This window comes from Aquabacterium sp., from assembly GCF_041915145.1.
Taxonomy (GTDB): domain Bacteria; phylum Pseudomonadota; class Gammaproteobacteria; order Burkholderiales; family Burkholderiaceae_C; genus Aquabacterium.
In genome coordinates this window covers 1-5,655 of sequence record NZ_JAYSBZ010000119.1, presented here as the reverse complement: position 1 = coordinate 5,655, position 5,655 = coordinate 1, and the positions used below count along the sequence as shown (strand labels likewise).

The 5,655-nt window shown below is 64.7% G+C and carries 5 protein-coding genes; 2 read left to right on the top strand and 3 right to left on the bottom strand.

Annotated features, from left to right (window positions below; all coding sequences use genetic code 11):
* Positions 1-191 (top strand): hypothetical protein (locus ACE3SS_RS14625; RefSeq protein WP_374595202.1); only part of this gene is annotated, 191 nt, incomplete at its 5' end.
* 171 nt (positions 192-362) lie between these two features.
* Positions 363-1,436: a hypothetical protein gene (locus tag ACE3SS_RS14620; RefSeq protein ID WP_374595200.1), complete on the top strand. Its 1,074-nt coding sequence runs from the start codon at positions 363-365 to the stop codon at positions 1,434-1,436.
* On the opposite strand, the gene ACE3SS_RS14615 is transcribed toward ACE3SS_RS14620, so the two are convergent.
* From ACE3SS_RS14615 to pepD, 3 genes are all read right to left on the bottom strand, one after another.
* Entirely contained in the window at positions 1,412-1,633 is a 222-nt protein-coding gene (locus ACE3SS_RS14615; protein WP_374595198.1) for a hypothetical protein, read from the bottom strand. The two genes, ACE3SS_RS14620 and ACE3SS_RS14615, sit on opposite strands and share 25 nt — an antisense overlap.
* Before the next feature lie 56 nt (positions 1,634-1,689).
* Positions 1,690-4,452, bottom strand: coding sequence for a M16 family metallopeptidase (locus ACE3SS_RS14610; RefSeq protein WP_374595196.1), 2,763 nt, complete (start codon positions 4,450-4,452; stop codon positions 1,690-1,692).
* A 44-nt stretch (positions 4,453-4,496) separates the two neighbouring features.
* The coding region (gene pepD / locus ACE3SS_RS14605; RefSeq protein WP_374595194.1) for a beta-Ala-His dipeptidase at positions 4,497-5,655 on the bottom strand (1,159 nt) is incomplete at its 5' end.

The following is a 5,655-nucleotide window of genomic DNA, read 5'->3' as shown; positions in this document are numbered from 1 at the left end:
CAACTGGCACCAAGCCCCTTGGGGGGGAGGTGGGGCTCAGTTCGAAAGAATTGACATCACGGTTGCAGACGCACGTTCCGATGCGATTCTTTTTCAAGGTCGTGTTGAAAAAGATGAACCAGTTGCGAAACATAAGCCTGGACGGAACTTCTGCTGGACTCAAGGTGATTGGGACACATTTTGCTCAATAACATACGCTGGCCCAGTCTGCGAATTAGCCGATTCCAAGAGGGCGAAGCGAATTGCCAACCATCGCAGCGACTCCTGAGGAATGACTGCCAGGTTCGCCGTGCGCACAACGTGCGTTCTAGGAGCTGAACTGGCGTAAAGCGACGCTCTGTAATTTGTGCATACCTATGCCAATGCACTACCTCGATCAATATGTCACCCAACTTGGTGACGTTCGCGGCGAGGGCGACATATACGGCAGGTTATCGAATTGGCAATACCAAGCGTTCCGGGACGGGAGCCAATGCGATGCGCTTGCTCGGCTAAATGAGGCCTTTGGCTTTAAGGCAGATAACCCCTTCGTGCTTCAGCCTAACCACTTGCCTACCACGGCAGTTGGTCGGCTTGACGGGCTGGTTATCGTATCTGCCAATCCTGGCTTCAGGCCAACGGCAAACAAAGTTGAGCACTGCGTGCGGGAGAAGAGCCCTGTCTCTAACGCCGACTTCTGCCGCAATATCTTCGACGTTTACCCAAAACACATCGGTACGATCCGCTACTGGACCTACGCCCTACGAATGTGGGCTATGCATTTCACCGCCCATCGTCAGCACCTGCGCAGCCGACATCTATGGAGCAGTGCTCACGATGAGCAATGGGAAATCGGCGGCATCGACTTGCTGCCTTTTCATTCCTCGCGGGACGGTATCACCCCATTGCTGTTTACGCCAAGTGGAGAAATATTAAAACGGGTGGCAAAGCAAACGCTGGCTATGGTTTGCAGCATGCCGCAGTGCGCCGATCCTGCTCGACGCATGTACCGCCGGGTGGTACTTGTATCGTCTAAAGCTGGCGCTCGCTTGGTGAACGAACTGCGCGATGAAAAGGTACTCCAAATGCGCAGTCAATGCTTCGGACCACCAGACTGGAAGATGCAGTTGCTAGAGGGGCGGGCGGGCTCGACGGTTATTTCTTTGCCTTACCAAGTGTTCTCACGAGGAACGCCACCAGGGTACAGCAGGCAGATTCTGGCCCAATACATCGGCGAGGCCTCGGTACTGCAATCAGCACCAATTCCTAGCAACTGCGAAACATGCGGTCGGCGGATTAAAGAACAAGTAACTCGCATGCGTTGCACCGCATGCCAGGTTCACGGAAAGACAGACAGGGCTGGCGTTTTTGGCGCTATCTCTAGTGACTGTGGCGCACACTTTCAAGACGGTGTACAACCAGACACGTACCCTTATCCTCCCGCCAGCTCACCGTAGGGTGGCAAGTTCAACACGGTCTGAGCGGCCTTGTCATATTCCCGCTCCAACTCCCGGGCTGCGTCCTGGAGATCGTCCAGAATCACATAGTCCTCAGGTACCGCATCACCATCAGCGATGGTTTGGCGCAGGCTTTTGATCTCTTGTGCAATCGCTTGAATCGAAAGCACCATCGTGGCGTGGCTGATTTCTGGCATGGGTTCACTCTCCGTCTTGTCCGTCAGGTTTTGGATCTATCGTTAGCCTTGCAGCCCTACTTCTTGCCCTTGCCCACCATCCAGACCACCGGCGCGTTGCCGAGGTACTTTCGCAGCGCCGCGCTGGCCTGCGCTGCCGTGACCTGGCCGATGCGGGCGTCGTAGTCGGCCAGCCAGGCGTAGTCGCGGCCCGAATACAAGCCGTTTGCGAGGCTACCGGCGTAGCCGTCTTCCGAACGCAGCGAGTTCTTGCGCTCTTGCAGCCAGTTGCGCTTGGCGCGTTCGATCTCGGCCTCGCCAAAGCCGTCGCGCAGCGCGCGCTGCAACTCGTCTTGCAAGCTGGCCAGGGCGACCTCGGCCTTGTCCGACGCCGCCGTGGCCGAGAGCTGCACGCTGCTGCGCGCTTCAAACGTGGCGCCCGCGAGGCCGGCACCCGCGCCATAGGCCAGGCCTTCTTTTTCACGCAGACGCTGCCAGATGCGGCTATCGGCGTCGCCACCCAGAGCCTTGATGGCCAGGCGCAGCGCCGGGAAGTCGGGGCTGTCGTCGCGCAGCGGGATCAGCGTCAAGCCCATCACCGTGGCGTTGGGCTTTTCAGGCATCGCCACCGAGATCGGCTGGGTGTTGACGGCCGTGGGCGCGTCGAAATCGGCCACGCGGGTGTAGGGCAGCTTGCCCGCCGGCAGCTTGGCGAGCTTGGCCCAGGTGGCCTTCACGTCGGCCGGGGTGAAGTGCCCCACCTGTGCCAGCCGCACGTGCGACACGCCCAGGAAGTCGTTCACGCAAGCCTTCACGTCGTCGTAGCGCACGGCCTTGGCCTCGGCGAGTTGCTGCTCGAGCGAACGCGGCTTGAGCGCGTAGGCCGCCGGGTAGTTGTCGAAGCGCAGCCCGGCCTGATTGGCGGCCACGGCGCTGGGCTCCTTCATGGCCCGCTCGATGCCCGACACCGCCGCGGCCTTGAGTCGGTCGAACTCGGCCTCGGGCAGGCTCGGGGCCGACCAGACGGCGAGCAGCACGTCGAGCGCGGCATCGACCTTGTCGCGCGGCGCTTCCACGCTCACGCCGCCCAGGCTCATCGACCACTCGGCTTTCAGGTCAGCCATCTTGGCGCTGAGCTGATCGCGCGTGAGCCCGGCGCCGCCATAGCCCAGCAAGCCGTTGGCGATGCCACATGCGGCGGTGCGGCCGCGCAAGGCGGCTTCATTGCCGTAGTCGTTAGCAAACACCACCCAGGCCAGATCACCTTGGGTGCGGCGCGTGATCATCACGGCTTGCGCGCGCGGGTCGCCCAGGTCGACCTTGACGCTGGCCTTGGCCAGCTCGGCCGCCGAGGTCGGGATGGGGTCGCTCACCTTGGCTACCGAGGGCCAGCTCTTGCCCGCCACCAGCGCGGCCGCCGGGCCCGCCTTGGGCAGCTCGGGCGCCGTCACGCCCTCGGCGTGGCGCAGCAGCACGTCGCTGCGGTTGGTGGGCACGATCCATTTGCGCAACGCCGCGTTGGCTTCATCAGCCGTGATGCTGCTGACCAGATCGCGCCGCCAAAAGTAGAGCCGCCAATCGCCCGCCACTTCGGCCGACGACAACTGCGCAGCCAGCCCTTCGTGGTCGTTCTCGATGCGCTCGTAGGCGGTGAGCTCTTCTTGCCGGGCGCGGTCGAGCTGCTCGGGCGTCACGCCCTGGCGGGCCGCCGCTTCAACGTGCTCGACCAGTTCGCGCGACAAGGCAGCCGCATCGGCGCCCTTCTCTGCGCCGGCGAAGGCCGTGAACAGGGCGTAGTCCTTTTGCAGATCGGTGCCGCACATGGCGTTGATGGCGAGCTTGCGATCGAGCACCAGGCTCTTGCGCAGCGTGCCCCAGTCGTTCGAGCAGATGGCGTTGCTGGCGAGATCGAGCGCGTAGGTCTGGCGTTCGAGCGCGCCGGGCAGCTTCCAGCCGCTGGCGACCAGCGTGCGGCCGGCGGGCAGGGTCATCTCGCTGCGGTTGGTGACGGGGTGCGCCTCTTCGCGCGTCCAGCTCGTGATCGGCGGGCCGGGCGGGTTCTGCGCCTCGGCAAACAGCTGGCTGGCGAGCTTGAGCACGTGGGCCGCGTCGAACTTGCCGGTCACGATCAGCGCGGCGTTGTCGGGGCGGTAGTGCTTTTTATGAAAGGCCTGCAGTGCCGCGAAGGGCGCGTCTTCGATGTCGCTGCGCGCGCCGATGGTCGGGCGACCATAGCCGTGCCAGAACCAGCTCTGCCGTTGCAGGGCGCGCATCACCAGGCTGTCGGGGCTCGAATCGCCGCGCTCGAGCTCGTTGCGCACCACGGTCATCTCGCTCTTGAGGTCTTGCTGCGTGAAGCGTGCGCGAATGAAGCGGTCGGCCTCGATGCGCAGCGCCGCATCGATCTTGTCGGGCTCGGCCGGAATGACCTCGAAGTAGTTGGTGCGGTCGGCCGTGGTGGTGCCGTTCCAGCTGGCGCCCAGGGCGGTCAGATCGCTCTTGACGTTGGCCCGCGCGCCGGCGCCCTTGAACAGCATGTGTTCGAGCAGGTGCGCCATGCCGGTCTCGCCATAGCCTTCCAGCTTGCTGCCGGTCTTGACCAGCAACTCGATGCGCGCGGTGGCCGCCGACGGGTACGGCGCCAGGATGATCTTGAAGCCGTTGGGCAAGCGGTAGGCGCTGATGCCGCCGGTCTGGGCGTCCAGCACCGCGGTGGCCGCCTGCGCGGTGGGCGTCTTGGCCCAGACCGTGAGCGGAGCGGCCGCCACGACCGCAGCCGTGATGCAGACCAGCGAGGACCAGCGAGCGAAGCGAACCGAGCGAGTCGAAGTAGGTTTCATGAAACGATGAGTCCAGTTGATGATCGAGGCGAAGCCGCAGCCCGTCAGACAGAGCGCGCAGGTTGAGGTTGCGCCGATTGAGGTTGCACCAGTTGAGCCAGGATGGCGGTGAGCAGTTGCCAGGTGCGCGCCACCGACGCCACCTCCACCGACTCGCCCGGCGCATGCGCCCCGCGAATGGTGGGGCCGAACGACACGATGTCGATCCCCGGGTACTTGGCGGCGATGATTCCGCATTCCAGCCCCGCATGGATCACTTGCACCGTGGACTCGGCACCAAACTGCTCGCGATACACCGCCTGGCACACCGCCAGCAGCGGCGAGGCCGGGTCCGGCGACCACCCCGGGTAGTGACCCGAGCAAACGGCTTCAGTTCCCGACAAGGCCCACAGACTGACGATCTCGTCAGCCAGCGCCTGGGCCGCGCTGTCCACCAGCGAGCGCACCATGAAATTGGCGTGGCCGCCTTGCGGACTCAGCTCGACCACCCCCAGGTTGTTCGACGTTTCGACCACGCCCGGCACACGCTGGCTCATGCGCCGCACACCATGCGGGGCGGCGTGCAGCGTATGCAGCCACATGCACTGATCGGCGGGACACATGACCGCCTCCACCGCTGCCGGCTCGGCGCTCAGCACGAGGCCCGGCTCGACCCCGGTGAGCTCGCCACGCAAGCGCGTCTGCCACCCGGCCAGCGCGCTGGCCAGTGCTGCGCCTTGCCCGGCCGGCAGCGCCAGCGTCGCCACCGCCTCACGCGGCAAGGCATTGCGCGCCGTGCCACCTTGCAAGGTGCTCAGGCGAAACGCCCCCGGCCCGACCGCGTCCTCGCTCAACCCCATCAACACCCGCACCAGCAGCTTGATCGCGTTGCCGCGCTCTTCGTGGATGTTGACGCCCGAGTGCCCGCCGCGCAGCCCGCGCAAGCTCAGGCGCCACGCCTCATAGCCCGCCGGGCACGGCTCGGCCTGCCCGGGGCGCTGCACGTTCACATCCAGCCCGCCGGCGCAGCCCAGGTAGAACTCGCCCCACTCCTCGGTGTCGAGGTTGAGCATCAGGCGCCCTTGCAGCACGTTGGTCGCCAAGCCCTGGGCGCCGCCCATGCCGGCTTCTTCGTCCACCGTGAACAAGGCTTCGATGGGGCCGTGCACGAGGCTGCGGTCTTCGAGCACCGCCAGGGCCAGTGCCACGCCAATGCCGTTGTCG

Bases quoted from the DNA above. Each gene is read 5' to 3' on its own strand.
- ACE3SS_RS14620 (WP_374595200.1), top strand. From the start codon at position 363: ATGCACTACCTCGATCAATATGTCACCCAACTTGGTGACGTTCGCGGC.
- ACE3SS_RS14615 (WP_374595198.1), bottom strand. From the start codon at position 1,633: ATGCCAGAAATCAGCCACGCCACGATGGTGCTTTCGATTCAAGCGATT.
- ACE3SS_RS14610 (WP_374595196.1), bottom strand. From the start codon at position 4,452: ATGAAACCTACTTCGACTCGCTCGGTTCGCTTCGCTCGCTGGTCCTCG.